The following is a 17,136-nucleotide window of genomic DNA, read 5'->3' as shown; positions in this document are numbered from 1 at the left end:
CTCTGTTTTAGCAGAGTGTTGATATATGCATAAGCAAAGTGAGCGGAGTAATTGAACTTAGGAATGCTAAAATGAGTATAGTCCAATTACAATGCTACTTTGTATATACCAACACATATTTAAAATATAGCTTTAAATAAAAATTAATTATTATTTGCAAATAGTTCATTTGCTTTTTGAGCTATACGAGTTCCAAATATCTTAAACATTTCTTTGCTTTCTTCAAAATTTTCTTTTAATGCAACAGCACCTAAATGTATATAAGGTTGTCCTAAAGAAGAACCCCCAGAGTAAACTAACATACCTTTAACCATGATATGATTAATTATAGTTAAGATAGCTGTATCAGCACCACCTTGTGCAAAGTTAGCAGTTGCAAAGACTGCTCCGATTTTACCACTAAGATTGCAATTTGAAGATTCATCAAACCATTTTTTTAGTTGCCAACACATATTAGCGTGATAGGTTGGTGTTCCAAAGATTACAGCATTGCTTTTATCAACAAAATTATAGTCAATATTATCAAGATCAAAAATTCCTACTTCAATGTTTTTTTCTAGTTTCATGCTAGAAGCAATAACATCTGCCATCTCTTTTGTTTTTCCAGTTTTACTAAAATAAATTATAGATATTTTCATAAATTGCAACTAGAAAGTGTAATTATATAAACTTTCTAGTAAGTCACATCCTTTCTAAGTAGTATATATATAGATTATTTATAAATTTATATTTTTATAATATGAGGATATTATAGCATATTTAAGAAAAAAAGGAGTTGATTTAAGGGGGATGAGAGCGGAATATTAATTATAATTAGAGCAAAAATCAAATGTATAAGTTTTAAATTTATGTGTATTATTTAAATAAAAATAAATTTGAATTTAATAGAATAATTTTATGAACATTTATTAAAGTTACTGCATAAAAAGATAATACATAGATATATGTTTATTAATATGCAAAGGGTAGATACTAAATATAATATTATCATTGACTTCATATAGATGATGGTCTATATTATATATAGATGAATATCTATATAAGGGAGTGAGTTTATTGAACTATGAGAATAATTCCAAAATTATTAAAGCACTTTCTGATCCAAATAGATTAGAAATTATTGATATATTATCTTGTGGAGAAAGATGTGCATGTGATATATTGAAAAATTTTGAATTTACTCAACCAACATTATCTCATCATATGAAGGTATTAATTGATTGCGAAATAGTAAATGTTAGAAAAGAAAGATCTTGGAATTACTACTGTTTGAATATCAATAAATGTAATAATCTAATTTTATTCTTGATGAACATCATTGCAAATACAGAGGACTGTATTTGCAATGATAAAACAAAATATGAATGCAAATAAAGGAGTGAATTAATATGAAAAAAATGATTATTTTTGATCCAGCTATGTGTTGCTCAACTGGTGTATGTGGTCCATCTGTTAATCCAGAATTATTAAGAGTTGCAACAGTATTAAACACTTTAAAAAATAAAGGGATAATAGTTGAAAGATATAATCTTACAAGTAATCCTCAAATATTTGTAACTAATACAATTATAAACCAGATACTAATGACAAAGGGCTTAGAGGCTCTTCCTATTATTATGGTAAATAGTAAGATTGTTAAAATGGGCAGTTATCCTAGTAATAAAGAATTTTGTCAATTATTAAATATACCAGAGGATTATTTAAAAGCAAATATAAAGAGACCTACTAAATGTAACTGTAAAGGTGGATGTTGTTAATTATAAATAAAAATAATGATTTTATGTATCATATTTTACAATATATAAAGAAAGGAAGATAAAAATGTTTAAATTATTTGATTTAGAAAAATTAGATTTAACAAAATATTTGTTTTTTACAGGTAAAGGTGGAGTAGGAAAGACTTCAACTGCTTGTGCAGTAGCAGTTAATTTAGCGGATTTAGGAAAGAAAATAATGCTTGTTAGTACAGATCCAGCTTCAAATCTTCAGGATGTATTTGATACAGAATTAAATAACAAGGGAGTTAAAATAAAAGATGTTCCTAATTTAAAAGTTGCAAATTTTAGTCCGGAAGATGCTGCTGCTGAATATAGAGAAAGTGTTATAGCTCCTTATAGAGGAAAGTTACCAGAAGCTGTTTTAAATAATATGGAAGAACAACTTTCAGGTTCATGTACAGTTGAAATTGCAGCTTTTAATGAATTTTCATTAATGATAACAGATAAAAGTGTAAGTAATGAATATGATCACATTATTTTTGATACAGCTCCAACAGGGCATACATTAAGAATGCTTCAATTACCTTCAGCGTGGAGTAATTTTATTAGCGAAAGTACTCATGGGGCATCATGTCTTGGTCAACTTGCAGGATTAGAAGATAAAAAAGAGATGTATAAAAAAGCAGTTAAGACTTTAGCTGATAAAGAAAAAACTACACTTATACTTGTTTCAAGACCAGAGATAACCCCTTTAAAAGAAGCAGAAAGAGCATCCAAGGAACTTCAAGATATTGGAGTTGAAAATCAAGTTTTAATTGTAAATGGAGTACTTCAACAGTGTGATGATTATTTGTCTAAATCCATTTATGAGAAACAACAAAATGCACTAAAAGATATTCCAGAAGGATTAAAGAATATTGAAACTTTTGAGATTCCTCTAAGGCCTTATAATATAACAGGATTAGAAAACGTAAGATCATTGTTAAAAGATAATTCTATTGTAATAGACAATGAAATTTTAAATGTAACTGAAATACCAAAACTAAATAGTATAATTGAAGATTTATATAAAAATGATAAAAAAGTAATATTTACAATGGGCAAGGGTGGAGTAGGAAAAACTACTATAGCTGCTGCAATTGCACTTGGATTATCAAAAAAGGGTAAGAAAGTACATTTGACAACAACTGATCCTGCTGGACATTTAAAATTTGTATTAGATGAAAGTTATGGAATTTCATTAAGTAATATTGATGAAAAGGAAGAACTTGAAAAATATAAAGAAGAAGTGTTAGCTAAAGCAAGAGAAAACAATATGAGTGAAGAGGATATAGCTTATGTTGAAGAGGATTTAAGATCACCATGTACTCAAGAAATAGCTGTGTTTAGGGCTTTTGCTGAAATAGTTGAAAGATCAGAAAATGAGGTTGTTGTTATTGATACAGCTCCAACAGGGCATACTTTATTACTATTAGAATCAACTGAAAGTTATAATAGGGAAATTGTTAGATCAGAAGGAGATATTCCAGAATCAGTTATAAAACTTTTGCCAAAATTAAAAAATGATAAAGAAACTGAAGTTATAATTGTAACCTTAGCAGAAACAACACCAGTTTATGAAGCTATGAGACTTCAAGAAGATTTAAATAGAGCAGAAATTTATAGTAAATGGTGGGTTATAAATTCAAGTCTTTATGCTACAAATACTAGTAATGACATATTAAAAGCTAAGGCTAGCAATGAGATAAAGTGGATAAATAAAGTAGATAAAATATCAAATGGAAATTTTGCAGTAATTCAGTGGAAAGCAGAAGAAGTAAAGGGAGATAAACTTAAAGAATTATTAGATTAAAGTATTATCCCACTACATTAATGAATGAAATTTTGTGGTGGGATAAATAATATTAATAGAGATGATAAAGCAATAAGTTTGTTTTAAAAGTAAGGAGGAAAAAATGAGAATAATAGTTATAGGAGCAGTAGCAGCAGGAACATCTGCAGCTGCTAAAGCACGTAGAAATGATGATTTTGCTGAAATAGTAATATACGAAAGAGATAAAGATATTTCTTATTCAGGTTGTGGCTTGCCATATTATATTGGTGGAGAAATTAAAGAACTTGATGAACTTACTCCAAGGAATCCTTTATTTTTTAAAAAGAAATACAATATTGATGTTTTTACAGGTTATGAAGTATTAAATATTAATAGTTTAGAAAAAAATATTACTGTTAAGAATCTACATACTAATGAAGTGTTTAAGGATACTTATGATAAATTAGTATTAGCAACAGGTGCACTGCCATTTATGCCTAATATAAAAGGTATAGAAAATAAAAATGTGTTTTTCTTAAGAAATGTACAAAGTGCTAGAAATATTAAGAATTTTATTATTAATAATAAGCCTAAAAATGCAGTAATAGTTGGTACAGGTTTTATTGGGTTTGAAATGGTTGAAAATTTAATTGAAGAGAAATTAAATGTGACAATACTTGAAAAAGCAAATAAAATAACACCAAATTTAGATGAAGATATGGCACAGTATTTAGAGAATACATTAAAGAAGAAAGATGTAAAAATTATTAAAGATACTGATATTAGTGAAATTTCAGAAAAGCAAGTAATACTTGCAGATAAAACTGTTTTAGATAGTGATATGGTTATTATGGCTACAGGGGTTAGACCTAATGTAGACTTAGCTAGAGAATGCAAAATAGAAATAGGCATTACAGGGGCAATAAAAGTAGATAATAGAATGGAAACAAATATTAAAGATATTTATGCGTGTGGGGATTGTATAGAAACTTTTTCTTTAATAACAGGAAAATCAATATATAGACCACTAGGATCTACTGCAAATAAAACTGGTAGAATTGCAGGTGATGCTTTAACTAAAGGAAATTTAAGATATAAAGGCAACTTAGGCACAGGAATATTTAAATTGTTTGATATGACTATTGCAAATACTGGGTTATCTGAAAAAGAAGCGTTGTCTGAAGGATATGATATAGTTGTATGTCACAATATAAAACCAGATAAACCATCATATTTTCATGGCAAGGAAATGGTTATAAAAGCAATTGCAGATAAGAAAACTGAGAAAATTCTAGGTGTGCAAATAATAGGTTATGAAGGGGTGGATAAGAGAATTGATGTATTTGCAACATTAATTACTTATGGCGCAAAGGTAGATGAATTATTCCATCTTGATTTAGCATATGCACCACCATTTTCTACTACAAAAGATCCAGTTCATTATACAGGAATGATTTTAGATAACGCAATAAACAATAGCAGACCAATTATAACTAGTAATGAACTTAAAAATTTAACTGAAAATACAGAAAAATTTCAAATAATAGATGCGAGAGTACCTAAGCAATATGATGAAGCTCATGTTTATATGGCAGAAAATATGCCTCATAGTACTTTAAGAGATGATTTAGATAAGTTAGATAGAAAAGTTATTACAGTAACTTACTGTAATAAAGGTGTTACAGGAAATGCAGTACAAAATATTTTAATTAATCATGGCTTTAAAAAAGTATATAATTTATCAGGTGGTCACAAATTTTATAAAGGATCAAAAATAAAGAAAGTAAATAATAAATAGGGAGATAGATATATGTCAGAAAATAAAGGAAAAGGGTTAGGTGTATTTGAAAAATATTTAACATTATGGGTAGCAGCATGTATTGTTGTTGGAATTGCGGTAGGAAAATTTTTACCTATAATACCAGATACACTAAATAAATTTGAATATTATAACGTATCAATTCCAGTTGCAATATTAATTTGGCTTATGATATATCCAATGATGTTAAAAATAGATTTTACAAGTATAGTTAATGCTAGTAAAAAACCAAAGGGACTTATATTAACTTGTGTAACAAATTGGCTTATAAAACCATTTACAATGTATGCAATTGCATGGTTCTTTTTTTATATTGTATTTAAAAGTTTTATACCAGTAAATCTTGCTAAAGAATATTTAGCAGGAGCAGTATTACTTGGAGCAGCGCCATGTACAGCAATGGTATTTGTATGGAGTCATTTAACAAAAGGTGATGCAGCCTATACTTTAGTTCAAGTTGCAGTTAATGATTTAATAATTTTAATTGCATTTGCACCAATAGTAGCATTTTTACTTGGAGTTGGTAATGTAACTGTACCAATGGGAACATTACTTCTTTCAACAGTACTATTTGTTGTTATTCCGCTAGCTTTAGGATATACAACAAGAACTGTATTAATAAAGAAAAAAGGTGAAGATTATTTTAATAATATATTTTTAAAGAAGTTTGACAATGTAACAATAATAGGATTACTTTTAACACTTATAATATTATTTTCCTTCCAAGGAGATATTATCTTAAACAATCCGTTGCATATTTTATTAATAGCAGTACCACTTACAATTCAGACTTTCTTTATTTTTACTATTGCTTATGTTGGAGCAAAATTACTTAAACTTCCTCATAACATTGCAGCACCAGCAGGAATGATAGGTGCAAGTAATTTCTTTGAACTTTCAGTAGCAGTAGCGATATCATTATTTGGTTTACAAAGTGGAGCAGCTCTTGCAACTGTAGTTGGAGTACTTGTTGAAGTTCCAGTAATGCTTGCTCTTGTTAAAATAGCTAATAATACTAAGGGGTGGTTTAAAAATAATTAGATAGTATAAAATTTTTAGAATAATTAATAAACTTAAATGTACTTTACTGAAAGATAATAGTATGAATTTATTAGGGATTGTAATTAATAAAAGAATAATAACAAGGAAAATATGAAATACTAATATTAAAAATATTTTATAAATAATAAAAGGAGGTTTTAAAGATGGAATGGGAATATAATGTTATAAGTATTACAGATTTTAAAAGTTTAGAGGATCCAGAAAAATTAAAGCAAGAACTTGATAATTATGGATCAAAAGGGTGGGAACTTGTAGGTATTTTACATAAAGAACAAGAAGGGAAAGGATGGATGCCAAAATTATATGATGATGTAATAACTTTTAAAAGAAAAGTACAATAATATTCTGGTTAGATATAGAGTATGCAGTATAGAGTAAATATAAAACGAATATATTACATAACAGAATTAGTATTAATGTAAAAATAATTAAGGCACATTCAAAAAAATAAAAATGTTTTGATATCGCCAATTATTTTGTGATTGGCGATATTTCCTCATAAGTATAGCTATTCTTTAATTGTATAATTTTAGGTAATTAATGTTCTAAATATCTGTATAATGTAGATTTACTAATTCCAGTTTCTTTCTTTATTTCACTTAAACTATATTTTTTACTTTCATACATAACAATAGCACGTTTTACATTCTCATCAGGTTTCTTTGGTCTTCCTGGAGTTACTCCTTTTTGCTTTGCTTCATATAATCCTTTTTTTGTTTTTTCACTTATAACATCACTTTGAAATTTAACAAGATGTTTTATAATTTCAGTAAAATTATATCCATTCTTATTACTTGTATCAATTTTTTCATTAATAGATTGAAAAAACGCTTCTTTTTTATCTATTATCTCTAATAGTTCAACTAAATGACGAGTTGAATCAGCTAAGCTAAAAAGTTTTGTGACTATTATTTTATCACCTTTATTTAGAGTATTTATTGTATCTTTTAGTTTTGATCTTTTCTTTGGTGAGGAATGATCTTCCTCAATAATAATTTCACAATCTGCTTTTTTTAAGTTATTTAACTGAATCTCACAGTTTGAATCTTCTTCATATGGTCTCATGTATCCAATTAACATATTTATTCTCCTGATATTTAAAGAATTTATTTTATTATATCATAGTTTTAATAAAATAAAATTAGTCTTAAAATAGTTCCTTTTTGAGACGATATATGTTAAAATGATTCTTGCACAAAATAAAAATAAGTTTTTACAAGAGAAAAATTAAATGTGAGGTGTATAAAAATTTGAATAAAAATTAAAAAGCAGAGTGGTTTTCAAACGTTAGAGGTGATATCCTTGCAGGGATTGTTGTATGTATGGCATTAATACCTGAAGCAATAGGGTTTTCTATAGTAGCAGGAGTTGATCCTATGGTTGGAGTGTATGCATCTTTTTGCATTTCTTTAGTTATATCAATTTTTGGTGGTAGAACAGGTATGATATCAGCTGGCGCTGGTGCTATGGCATTAGTATTAGCGAGCTTAGTAAAAAATACCAGTAGTGGCATTAGGCGCAGTTATGGTTGTTATATCAATAAGCACTTTTAACTGGGAGTCAATAAAGCGAATAAGGAAAGTACCTAAATCAGATACATTTGTAATGATATCAACAGTTATAACAGTATTATTAACACATAATTTAGCTTATGGAGTTATTATAGGAATAATTTTAAGTTCTATATTCTTTGCAGCTAAGATATCTGAAATTAGTATTAAAAAAATAAATGAAGATAAAAAAACAGTATATTTAGTGCAAGGACAGCTATTTTTTGCATCTACCTTAAAATTTATTAATAGTTTTGATTTTACAGAGGATGTAGAAACTGTAGATATAGATCTTTCAAAAGTTAGAATTTGGGATGAATCAGCAGTTGATAGTATAGATAAAGTAGTGATTAAATTCCATAAGAATGGAATTAAGACTAATTTAATGGGAATGAGTACTCAATGTTTAGAATTAATAGATAGAATGTCTGTTCATAATAAAGCAGGAAAATTTGATATGGTTAGTAATCATTAAATTCTATAGATTAAGCATACAAGGGACAGTTTCATAATGCATAAAAATGCAATATGAAAAGTCCTTTATCTGTTTTATAGCAAAAGTTTATTTAAAAACTTAATAATTTAAACCTAAAGAATAAAAAAAGTATATTTACATTTTAGAGTGTTAACATTAAAATAGAAATTAAATTATTAAATTATTAAATTATTAAATTATGTGAGGCGAGTTATTAATGAAGATAGATATGAATAAGTATGAAAGTGTATTTAAATCTTTATCTGATATCACAAGATTAAATATAATTAAAAAATTAAGTGAAAAAGATAGCATGTGCGTATGTTCTTTGGTTGAACATTTTGACATACCTCAATCAAAATTGTCATATCATTTAAAAATGTTACTAGATTCTAATCTTATAACTATGGAGAGATGTGGTAAGTGGAATCACTATAGTATTAATAAAGAGGAATTAGAAAAGTATTTATCTAAAGAGGTTATGAATGATATTGTTAAGTAATAAAATTTTGTATAAAATCAAAAAAATATTGGGGGCGTGAAAACACATATCAAAAAAACTTGATATGTTCTAGGCGTTAATGTATAATAATGTTATAGAGCTAGCTAGCAATAAAAAATTTTAGTCAACAAATCAAAAAAAATTGATATATTATAAAGTAGTAGCTATGTTGAAAGGGGGAATTAAAATCAGGTGGTTAAGATGGATAAAATTATAGGAATATCAGGAAATTTAGTAGAGTTAGAATATCCAAAGGGAAAGATACAAAAGAGAGTTATAGTTGGAGATGTATATGTAAAAGCTATATCAGATGCTGGAGGTATTCCAATTATAATACCAATCACAGAAACAAAATATATTTCAGATTTAGCAAGAAAATTAGATGGTCTAGTTTTAACTGGAGGAAGTGATATATCACCTTTTTTATATGGTGAGGAACCTTGTGGTGAAATTGATGAATTATCTCCAGAGCGAGATCAGTTTGAAATAGATTTATTAAAGGAATTTATATCATTAGAAAAACCAGTTTTAGGTATATGCAGAGGTATGCAATTAATTAATATAGCTTTTGGGGGAACTTTATATCAAGATGTGAAATATGTGCCTAATATAAATAATGAGCATTGGCAAAATACAGATCCAATACATCCAATACATTCAATAAATATTAATAATAAATCTTCTTTAAATAAAATATTTGGGGATAATATATATGTAAATTCTTTTCATCATCAGATGATAAGAGAAGTTGCAAGTGGATTTAGATCTATTGCATGGGCATCTGATGGAGTAGTAGAAGCAATTGAAAAAGAGGAAGGCTCATATGTTTTAGGAGTTCAATGGCATCCAGAAGAAATGAGAGGGGATCAATTTAATATGATTGAATTATTTAAAGATTTTATAAAAAATGCTTAGAAAAGAAGAGCGAGGTAAAATGAAAAAAATTGATTTAACTGAAGGAAAAGTAGCAAAAGTAATATTAACATTAGCAATCCCTATAATGGGAAGTTCATTGTTGCAGTTTGCATATAACTTAATAGATATGATATGGGTTGGTGGACTTGGAAGTAATGCAGTAGCAAGTATAGGATCTTCAAGTTTTTTTATAGGTTTAGGATATTCTATAAATGCATTAGTGGTAATTGGTACAGGAATAAAGGTATCTCATGCAATTGGAGAGAAAAATGATAAGGACGTAAAAAGTTATATGAATGCTAGCATTTTAATAAATTTAGCATTAGGGATAATTTATGCTTTATCTTTAATATTTTTAGGCAGACAATTTATTGGGTTTTTACAGCTAAATAATACAGATGTAGAAGTTAATGCATATATGTATTTAGCAATAAGTGCCCCTATGATGTTTTTTACTTTTTTTAATATTTTATATACTAGAATACTAAATAGTTTTGGCAATAATAAAAGTGCATTAAAAATAAGTGCTTTAGGTGTTCTTATAAATATAATACTAGATCCTATTTTTATATATGTCCTAGATACAGGAGTCATAGGTGCAGCAATAGCAACACTAATTTCTAATTTTGTTATGTTTGTAATATTTAAGGTTAAGGGTAAAGGCATATTTGAGTTTGATTTTAAAATTGGTATAGAAAAAGATAAAGTAATAGAAATAATAAAGTTGGGATTTCCAATGTCCTTTCAAAGAATATTATTTACTTTAGTAAATATAATTCTTGCAAGAATTATAGCAATATTTGGTTCTGATGCTATTGCAGCTCAGAAAATCGGTCTTCAAATAGAATCTATAACATTTATGGTTATAGGGGGATTGAATGGAGCAATAGCAAGTTTTGCAGGTCAAAATTATGGGGCTAAGAAGTTCCATAGAATTATTAAGGGATATAGGAGTTCATTAAAAATAGGCATTATATATTCTACAGTAACAGCTTTAGCATTCACATTTATACCAGGTATATTAGTAAAGATATTTATTAGAGATGAAGTTACTATTCTAATAGCTAGTTTATATTTACAAATAGTGGCGTTTTCACAGATATTTAGTACAGTTGAAATGGTATCAAATGGCTTATTTACAGGGATAGGAAAGCCTAAAATATCTGCATACATTAGTATAGTTTTTACGGTATTAAGAATTCCTATGGCATTAATTTTGATTAAATTTATTGGAGTAAATGGAATTTGGTGGAGTATAGCATTATCAAGTATTTTCAAGGGAATAGTTTCTTATATTTTATATATAATACAAGTACGAAAGGGGTATAAATATATTGGAAATTTTTAAAAAGTTATTTAAAGGTAGTAAATTGTTAAAAGGAAATGTAGGAATAGAAAGGGAAGGATTAAGAGTAGATAGATATGGAAATTTATCATTAAAAAAGCATCCAGAAATATTTGGAGATAAGATGCTTAATCCATATATAACAACTGATTTTTCAGAAAGTCAAATTGAATTAATTACACCAGTGTTTGGTACTTGTGAAGAAACATACAATTTTCTGAATAATCTTTATGATATTGTTGCACTTGAAATTAAGGATGAATACATTTGGCCACAATCTATGCCTTGCATAATACCAGATGATAAATTAATACCAATTGCAAGTTTTAATAAATCTCCTAAGGGTGAAGAAGCAAGGAAATATAGAGAGAATTTAATTGAAAAGTATGGTGGAAAAAAGCAATTAATATCTGGAGTGCATTACAATTTTTCATTTAATGAAGATATGATAAAAAAACTATATGATAATGCTAATACAGAACTAAATTATAGAAGATTTAAAGATAATATTTATTTAAAGGTAACAAGGAACTATCTTCGTTATAGATGGTTACTATTATATCTTTTGGGAGCAACTGGTATAGTTCATGAGAGTTATACTGGAGAATGTGTAAAAACTCTTCAGAAGATTTCACAAGGAGCTTTTTCTAATGATGGAGCAATGTCATATAGAAATAGTGAATGTGGATATAAAAATAATATAGAGTTATTTCCTAACTATTCTTCAGTTAATAGCTATGTTGAAAGCATTAATGGATTTATAAAAGATGGTTTAATTGAAAGTCATAAGGAACTATATAGTTCTATAAGGTTAAAGGCAAAAGATAATTATAATTTGTTTAATTCATTATTAGATGAAGGAATTAACTATTTAGAATATAGAAGTATTGATATTAATCCATTTGATAAATGCGGTATTAGTCTTGAGGACTTACATTTTCTTCAAATGTTTAATTTATTTTTACTGATAAGTGAAGAAGAATCATATGATAATTGGCAAGAAGAGGCATACGATAATCAGAAGGTAATAGCAAGATATGGTCAAAATAATGTTGAGCTAAAGAAAAATGGTGAAGTAATTTCTAAAGAAAAATGGGCATTGAATATTTTAAATCAAATTAAAGAAATAAATAAAGAATTATCTTTAGGAAAAGATAGTTTAATAGATTCAATGATTGATAAGGTTAAAGATTATAAATTAACATATACTTACAAAATTATTGATAAGGTTAAAGAAGAAGGCTATGTTAATGCACATATTAATTTAGCTAAGAAATACAAAGAAGATGCTTATAAAAACAGATTTAAATTAGTTGGATATGAAGATTTAGAATTATCTACACAAATATTAATGAAGGAATCAATAAAGAGGGGAATAAAGACAAACATTATTGATAGAAGTGAAAATTTTATAGTACTAAAAAAGGGTGATAAAGTTGAGTATGTAAAACAAGCAACTAAAACATCTAAAGATAATTACATATCTGTTTTAATGATGGAAAACAAGGTAGTTACTAAAAAAGTTCTAAGAAAAGCAGGGATTAGAGTACCAATGGGAATGGAGTTTAATTCAATTAAAGATGCTATAAGTGAATTAGAAAAATTTATTAATATTCCTGCAGTAATAAAACCTAAATCTACGAATTTTGGTATTGGTATAAGTATTTTCCCTAGTGGTGGTAAAAAAGAAGATATAATCAAAGCATTAGAAATAGCATTTAAATATGACAATACAGTTCTAATTGAAGAGTTTATACAAGGAAAAGAGTATAGATTTTTAGTAATAGGAGATAAAGTCGCAGGTATACTTCACAGGGTACCAGCTAATGTTGTTGGTGATGGAGTTAAAAATATATCTGAATTGATTAAAGATAAAAATTTAAGTCCACTTAGAGGAAAAGGTTACATAACTCCATTAGAAAAAATACAAATAGATGAAAATGTAGAGTTATTTTTAAAGCAAAGCAATATAGATATAAATTATATACCTAATAAAGATGAAATGATTTATTTAAGAGAAAATTCTAACATAAGTACAGGTGGGGACAGTATAGATTATACTGATGATATTCCAGAAAGATTCAAAAAGATAGCAGTAAATTCTTCAAAGGCAATTGGTGCTAATATATGTGGAGTTGATATGATTATTAAAGATTATAAGGATGAAACATCTGATTATGGAATAATAGAATTAAACTTTAATCCTGCAATTCATATACATTCATATCCTTATATTGGTAAAGAAAGAAAAATAGCTAATGAAATATTAAAATTATTAGAACTAATATAAAAATATGGCTCTGTTTTTAATGTGTGTTGATATATACAGTAGGTAAAGTGGCATTATTTGCTGCTTATAACATTTTTATATTGGGAATAAGCTAAAATGAGACTATAAGTTTTAACTGAAGTAATTGTTATAAATAAATTACTTCAGTTTTAATTTATTATTTATTAATTACATAATTATTTTTTTCTTGCACATTAGATTTACACACCATGTTACACTCTCTGGATTATATGAATGGTGAACTAGTCTAATACCTTAGTTGGAGTTTCTTCATTTTTAGGTTTTCTATAATAGGCTAATGTAGATTCTTTAGGAACCTTAATTAACGTGCTTTTACTTGTACCAATTTTTTGAGAAATATATATACCTGAATGACCAGAAAATAAATAACTTATAGCACATGTCATAAACATAAATTCAATTCCTTGAGCACCAAATAGCTCTAACCCTAAAATAAATGATGTTATAGGTGCGTTGGTAGCACCAGAAAATACTCCAATAAGACCTAATGCTGCTAAAAAGGATGGAGAAATATGAAGTATATTTGATAGAGCATTACCAAATGTTGAACCTATTACAAATAAAGGTGTGACTTCTCCACCTTGAAACCCAGTACCTAGGGTAAATGAAGTAAATATAAGTTTGTTAAAAAATGCAAAAGGACTAACTTGTTCAGTAAATGAATTATTTATTAAAGGTAGACTAAGTCCAAGATAATCTCTTGTTCCTATTAAATATGTTAATACAATTATTATAAATCCACCAATCATGCTTTTAATTGCAGCATTTTCAAATCTAGAAGAAAATATGTCTTTTAATTTATGTGTTAATTCGCTAAATAATTTACTAACTAATCCAAATAAAATTGCAGCAATTATAATTTTTAATACTACAACATATGTAATGGTAGGAACTTCTAATATATTATAATGTGAATGATGAACACCAAATGCTGTAGTTACAATATTTCCTATAAAAGCTGATGTAAAGCATGGGATTAACGCTTGATAGCTCATTGTTCCAAGTGCAGCTACTTCTAATCCAAATATAGTTCCAGCAAGAGGAGTACCGAAGACAGAACTAAATCCACTACTAATTCCACACATTAAAATAATTTTAGTATCTACCTTGTCTAATTTTAATAAACGTCCAACGCCTTCAGATATACTAGAACCAATTTGCACACCAGTACCTTCTCTACCAGCAGAACCACCAAAAAGATGGGTTACAAAAGTACCTAGAAAAACTAAAGATGCCATACGCATAGGAATATCTCCATTACTAGTATTAATTTTATCTATAATTAAATTATTACCTTTTGAAGAGGATTTACCATATTTAGAATATAGAAAACTAACAAAAGCACCTCCAAAGGGCAGAAGAAATAATAACCAAGAATTATTGTTTCTTAAAGTTGTACCAAGTTCTAAGCTGTTTAAAAATAAAGCACCAGCCACTCCTGTTAAACAGCCAACGATTGTACCTATAAAAATCCACTTTAAAAATGACATTCCAAGAAGTGTGCTTAAGTTTGGATTTTTAAGAAATACAATTGTATTCTTTTTTTTAGAATTATCTTTGTTCATACAATCTCTTTCTCCTTTTTATATTTTTAATAATTAATTATTAAGGGGATTGTGGAGTCGTCGATTTTTTACGCAGTTAGCCATGACTTCTTTAATAATATAATTTCTAAAGAATAAAAAGACTCCTACAAAAGACAGTATACCCGTTTTTTGTAGGAGTCATTAGCATTACGCAGTTAAAGGCGAACTCCATCACCTAAATATATAAATATAATAATATGATTAGTATGTTTTAACAATAGTTAGTGAATTCTAAGAACTTAAATTAGATATAATATGTTTATAGATTAAACGTTATCACTAGAGATTACTTCGAAATTATTATTTTTAATTTTTATTTAATATAGGATATATGTATTTGAGAAAGAAATTACATGGAGTAGAGAAAGTTTTTATATTAGATTTGTATTTTATTATTTTCTTGGGTTAAAACAAAATTTAAACGAAAAATTAAGACCTAAAAGAGTAAGTAAATTTATCTTTTAGGTCCATTTTTATATAATATAATTAGTTGATTTTAATTCAATATTATTAAAGAATTTATCTTCATTATATTTATAGCACAATAATAATTTTAGAATAAAATTATTGTTAAAATATTTTAGAAGAATAAGAATGGCAATAAGAACCATGCATTATTAAATCCAGATCTACAACGATTTCTACATCTACAGCAATTACAACAGCAGTTACAACAATTTCTCATAATCAATTACCCCTTTGTTCATAATTATCATTTGTTATACTAATAATATATGAATTTAATTAAAATATGTTACACAAAACTAATATAATTGATCTAAAATTTTTAAGAAGAAAAGAATATTAGAATTAAAGAATAAATAAATTTTAGAATTTAAGAACTTAAGAATTTGCTTATAAAATGTGCCTTTAGAGATAGTTGAGTATTATGGATAGATGTAAATTATAATTTTTATTAAATATCAAAGACAGTAAACCTAAAGAATAAAAAGGGAATATAATAACTATAAAGTAATGTAGAATAGACTACTATATTAATTTTCAAAACTTGTTTATAATATTTAGTATATATAGGAAAAAATAAGTATGAAATATTTTGATAATATGTACTTTGGGCACAGTCAAAAACTATCCATTACAATTTTGGGCATATTATTTATTTTCATGTGCCTTAGTTGAATCTTAATAAAACACAAAATGATTATATGATATTACTAAACTTTTATATCTTTGAAGTGTTGGTTTGCTAATAGATAATTTTTTAGAAACATCATCTAAAGTAAGAAAGAAATATTGTCCACAATATTTTGTAGATCACTTACTTCTATTAGGCTTGCCCTAAAAATATTAAGAGATTTTGGGATGATAGAAGTAGGTGAGGACAATCTTATTAAAATTACAAATTGGGAAAAGCATCAAAATATTGAGGGTATGAAAAAGGTAAGGATCCAAAATAAAACTAGAGCTAAAAAGTTATTTAAAGAATGATTGGAAATTATCTGGTATTAATACAGAAATGAGTACACAAACTTTTTCTAATTTTGAAGTTTGGAATAAAAGCTCAGAGTTTGCTAAAGAAGTAGCAATAGAATTTTATAATGACTTTAAAAATATAAGAAATCATAGACAAAATAGTATTTTATTTTGTGGCCAAGTAGGTAGTGGCAAAACACATCTTTCAGTAGCTCTTGGAATTAATCTTCTTGATAAAAAAATTAAAGTGGTATATGTGTCATATAGAGATGTTTTAACAAAGATAAAAAAATATGCTTGATGATGAATACTATACCAAAATGCTTTCAAAATATCAAACATGTGATGTTTTACTTATTGATGAGGGAATAGAATCTAGACTTTATGAAATGTGTAAAGATTATGTTGTGGAAATAGAGAAGAGGCAAGAGAACAATTATAGATTAAGGTAAGGATTAGTTAGTGTTTGGAAGAGAATGTTTAATAGAATAGTGATGTATTTAGGATCTGCTATATATGACTTTTTGAAGTTGTATGTGGTGGGTTTTATTTTTTTTGTAGGAAGTTGATATGATAATTATGGGAAAGTATTTGGAATTTAGTAGT

15 protein-coding genes, 2 pseudogenes and 1 riboswitch are annotated in these 17,136 nt (G+C 26.9%); of the genes and pseudogenes, 14 read left to right on the top strand and 3 right to left on the bottom strand.

Annotated features, from left to right (window positions below; genetic code table 11):
- Positions 1-143 precede the first annotated feature (143 nt).
- On the bottom strand, positions 144-638 hold the full coding sequence (locus tag RGC78_RS11150; protein ID WP_252225511.1) for a flavodoxin family protein: 495 nt from the start codon (positions 636-638) through the stop codon (positions 144-146).
- 418 nt (positions 639-1,056) lie between these two features.
- On the opposite strand from RGC78_RS11150, the gene RGC78_RS11145 reads away from it, so the two are divergent.
- From RGC78_RS11145 to RGC78_RS11120, 6 genes are all read left to right on the top strand, one after another.
- The gene (locus RGC78_RS11145) at positions 1,057-1,374 is read left to right on the top strand and encodes an ArsR/SmtB family transcription factor (protein WP_252213938.1); all 318 of its coding nucleotides are present in this window, start codon (positions 1,057-1,059) and stop codon (positions 1,372-1,374) included.
- A gap of 14 nt (positions 1,375-1,388) precedes the next feature.
- Entirely contained in the window at positions 1,389-1,757 is a 369-nt protein-coding gene (gene arsD / locus RGC78_RS11140) for an arsenite efflux transporter metallochaperone ArsD (RefSeq protein ID WP_309556657.1), read from the top strand.
- 64 nt (positions 1,758-1,821) lie between these two features.
- A complete protein-coding gene (arsA, locus tag RGC78_RS11135; protein WP_309556656.1) occupies positions 1,822-3,570 on the top strand; it encodes an arsenical pump-driving ATPase in 1,749 nt (582 codons plus the stop codon).
- Between the two features lie 103 nt (positions 3,571-3,673).
- The gene (locus tag RGC78_RS11130; RefSeq protein WP_309556655.1) at positions 3,674-5,329 is read left to right on the top strand and encodes an FAD-dependent oxidoreductase; all 1,656 of its coding nucleotides are present in this window, start codon (positions 3,674-3,676) and stop codon (positions 5,327-5,329) included.
- 12 nt (positions 5,330-5,341) lie between these two features.
- Positions 5,342-6,391: an ACR3 family arsenite efflux transporter gene (gene arsB, locus RGC78_RS11125; RefSeq protein WP_252225506.1), complete on the top strand. Its 1,050-nt coding sequence runs from the start codon at positions 5,342-5,344 to the stop codon at positions 6,389-6,391.
- Between the two features lie 164 nt (positions 6,392-6,555).
- The gene (locus RGC78_RS11120; protein WP_252213931.1) at positions 6,556-6,753 is read left to right on the top strand and encodes a DUF4177 domain-containing protein; all 198 of its coding nucleotides are present in this window, start codon (positions 6,556-6,558) and stop codon (positions 6,751-6,753) included.
- 196 nt (positions 6,754-6,949) lie between these two features.
- Here RGC78_RS11120 and RGC78_RS11115 read toward each other — a convergent pair whose 3' ends face one another.
- Positions 6,950-7,492: a recombinase family protein gene (locus RGC78_RS11115; RefSeq protein ID WP_252213930.1), complete on the bottom strand. Its 543-nt coding sequence runs from the start codon at positions 7,490-7,492 to the stop codon at positions 6,950-6,952.
- Positions 7,493-7,710: 218 nt separating this feature from the next.
- Here RGC78_RS11115 and RGC78_RS16195 point away from each other — a divergent pair, with 218 nt between their 5' ends.
- From RGC78_RS16195 to gshAB, 6 genes are all read left to right on the top strand, one after another.
- A complete protein-coding gene (locus tag RGC78_RS16195; RefSeq protein WP_309556659.1) occupies positions 7,711-7,965 on the top strand; it encodes a SulP family inorganic anion transporter in 255 nt (84 codons plus the stop codon).
- Positions 7,937-8,437 carry an STAS domain-containing protein gene (locus RGC78_RS11105; RefSeq protein ID WP_309556654.1) on the top strand — a complete coding sequence of 167 codons (501 nt, stop codon included), beginning with the start codon at positions 7,937-7,939 and terminating at the stop codon, positions 8,435-8,437. The genes RGC78_RS16195 and RGC78_RS11105 overlap by 29 nt, the downstream gene beginning before the upstream one ends.
- A 217-nt stretch (positions 8,438-8,654) precedes the next feature.
- Positions 8,655-8,939, top strand: a complete 285-nt coding sequence (locus RGC78_RS11100) for an ArsR/SmtB family transcription factor (RefSeq protein WP_252213927.1) — start codon at positions 8,655-8,657, stop codon at positions 8,937-8,939.
- A 201-nt stretch (positions 8,940-9,140) separates the two neighbouring features.
- Positions 9,141-9,854: a gamma-glutamyl-gamma-aminobutyrate hydrolase family protein gene (locus RGC78_RS11095; protein ID WP_309556653.1), complete on the top strand. Its 714-nt coding sequence runs from the start codon at positions 9,141-9,143 to the stop codon at positions 9,852-9,854.
- A 19-nt stretch (positions 9,855-9,873) separates the two neighbouring features.
- Positions 9,874-11,202, top strand: coding sequence for an MATE family efflux transporter (locus RGC78_RS11090; protein ID WP_309556652.1), 1,329 nt, complete (start codon positions 9,874-9,876; stop codon positions 11,200-11,202).
- Positions 11,186-13,489 carry a bifunctional glutamate--cysteine ligase GshA/glutathione synthetase GshB gene (gene gshAB / locus RGC78_RS11085; protein WP_309556658.1) on the top strand — a complete coding sequence of 768 codons (2,304 nt, stop codon included), beginning with the start codon at positions 11,186-11,188 and terminating at the stop codon, positions 13,487-13,489. Before RGC78_RS11090 ends, gshAB begins: the two co-directional genes overlap by 17 nt.
- Before the next feature lie 242 nt (positions 13,490-13,731).
- Here gshAB and RGC78_RS11080 read toward each other — a convergent pair whose 3' ends face one another.
- On the bottom strand, positions 13,732-15,075 hold the full coding sequence (locus RGC78_RS11080) for a voltage-gated chloride channel family protein (RefSeq protein WP_252225500.1): 1,344 nt from the start codon (positions 15,073-15,075) through the stop codon (positions 13,732-13,734).
- A 146-nt stretch (positions 15,076-15,221) separates the two neighbouring features.
- Positions 15,222-15,281, bottom strand: a riboswitch (Fluoride riboswitch).
- Positions 15,282-16,341: 1,060 nt separating this feature from the next.
- On the opposite strand from RGC78_RS11080, the pseudogene RGC78_RS11075 reads away from it, so the two are divergent.
- Together RGC78_RS11075 and RGC78_RS11070 are read left to right on the top strand one after the other, a co-directional pair.
- Positions 16,342-16,530, top strand: a pseudogene (locus RGC78_RS11075) (phage replisome organizer N-terminal domain-containing protein); the annotation flags it as partial.
- Between the two features lie 43 nt (positions 16,531-16,573).
- Positions 16,574-16,982 (top strand): annotated as a pseudogene (locus tag RGC78_RS11070) (DnaA ATPase domain-containing protein).
- Positions 16,983-17,136: the final 154 nt, after the last annotated feature.

The sequence above is a fragment of the Clostridium aquiflavi genome (genome assembly GCF_031344075.1).
GTDB classification, from domain to species: Bacteria; Bacillota; Clostridia; order Clostridiales; family Clostridiaceae; genus Clostridium; species Clostridium aquiflavi.
This window is presented reverse-complemented; position numbering and strand designations above follow the sequence as displayed.